Source organism: Bartonella sp. B1098, assembly GCF_944896145.1.
GTDB lineage: Bacteria > Pseudomonadota > Alphaproteobacteria > Rhizobiales > Rhizobiaceae > Bartonella.
In genome coordinates, this window is the sequence record NZ_CALYLP010000007.1 from 1 (window position 1) to 2124 (window position 2124).

Consider the following 2124-nt stretch of genomic DNA (forward strand, 5'->3'; position numbering starts at 1 on the left):
GGATTGTTTATACCCCCGTTGAGGTTGTGGATTTTATCATTCACTCTGTTGATGATGTTTTACGCAATGAATTTGGTAAAAGTCTAGGATCACGGGGTGTTTCTATTCTCGACCCTTTTACAGGTACAGGAACCTTTATCACACGGTTGTTACAATCAGATCTCATAAAACCAGAAGACATGGAATATAAATTCCGTCATGATATTCATGCCAATGAGATTGTTTTACTCGCCTATTACATAGCAGCGATTAACATTGAATCGACTTATCATAGTCTTATGAAAGGTGATTATATCCCATTCAAGCATATTGGTTTAACTGATACGTTTCGAATGCTTGAAGAGAAAAGTCTGCTGCAAAAATTATTTAAAGAGAACAGTGAATATTTAGAACATCAAAAGAAACTGGATATTAAAGTTATTTTTGGCAATCCCCCTTATTCAACAGGTCAAAAAAGTGCTAATGACAATGCAAAGAACACTGCTTATCCCATATTAGATAAACGGATCAGTGAAACTTATGCTGCTCAATCTGAATCAATCAATATGCAAGCACTTTACGATAGTTATATTCGTGCCATTCGTTGGGCTAGCGACCGTATAAAAGACTGTGGGGTTATTGGTTTTGTTACAAACGCGAGTTTTATCAATGCATGTTCTTTAAATGGCTTACGCAAATGCTTTGTTGAAGAATTTAGCAGCCTTTATATTTTCCATTTACGGGGTAATCAACGAACTTCTGGAGAACTTTCTCGAAAAGAAGGTGGGAAGATTTTTGGAGAAGGCTCTCGGGCGCCTATCGCTATCTCTATTCTCGTAAAAAATCCAGAATCTGAAAAGCGTGGTAAAATATATTTCCGTGATATTGGGGATTATCTAAGTAGAAAAGAAAAGCTTACGATAATTGAATCCCTTAGGAGCATTGATGGCATTACACGAAGTAAACAAGGTTGGCAAATAATAAAACCGGATAGGCATAATGATTGGCTTGATCAACGTGATGACAGATTCAAATCATTTTTAGTCATAGGTGATAAAACTACAGGTGATAAGAAAAGTCATGATAAAAAACTTTTTGAGATTTATTCTTGTGGTCTAAAAACCAATCGTGACTCTTGGGCTTATAACTCAAGCCGTGAAGTTTTAGCTGAAAACATGAGTAATATGATTACTTTTTATAACAGCGAAGTAGAACGGTTTAATAATACTTATCCACTTTCTGATCTCAAAACACGTACCAAAACTGTAGACAATTTTGTTAATGCTGATGAAAGCAAAGTTAGTTGGAGTCTTAATCTTAAAAAACATTTAACGAAAGGAAAGGTTTTCGAATTTGAAGAAAATTGCCTTACCAAAAGTTCTTATCGTCCTTTTACACAACAGTGGCTCTATTATAATCGTGCTTTTAATGAAATGGTTTCTCAAATTCCATGTATATTTCCGATGGGTAAAGCAATTGAAAATAAAGTGATACAAATTACAGGTACGGGAGCAAAGAAAGATTTTTCTGTTATTATGACTAAAACTGTGCCTGAATTTCAAGTAATGGAGAATAGTCAATGCTTTCCAAGGTATTTTTATGAAGATATTGAATCCTTGAAAAGTAAAAATAAAAAACAAACTCATTTATTTGCAAATGCTACAGAGCAAAACAAAACAGCTGGTTTACAACAACGTGATGCCATTACGGATGAAGGGCTAGCCCATTTTCAAGCTGCTTATCCGAATGAAAAAATCACGAAAGATGATCTATTCTATTATGTTTATGGGATTTTACATTCAGAAGATTATCGCGCCCGTTATGCTGATAACCTCTCTAAAGAATTGCCTCGTATCCCTTGTGTAAAAACTGTTGAGGACTTTTGGAAATTTGTTACAGCAGGACGTGAATTAGGTCATTTACACGTGAATTATGAAGATGTGAAACCTTATCCAGTCACATTTAAAAAAGGCAATCCAAAATTAACTGATATCTCTAATCTTGAGAAATTTTACTATGTTACAGAAATGAAATTCGCAAAAGTTAAGAATAGTAAGGAAAAGGATAAAACAACGGTTATTTATAATAGCAATATCATTATGACAGATATCCCTCTAGAGGCTTATAACTATATCGTCAATGGTA

General features: G+C 34.3%; 1 protein-coding gene. It reads left to right on the top strand.

The genetic code is table 11. The annotated features are described in order from the left end of the window. A partial coding sequence (locus NNJ85_RS09485) for a type ISP restriction/modification enzyme (protein ID WP_305883491.1) occupies window positions 1-2124 on the top strand: 2124 nt, incomplete at both ends.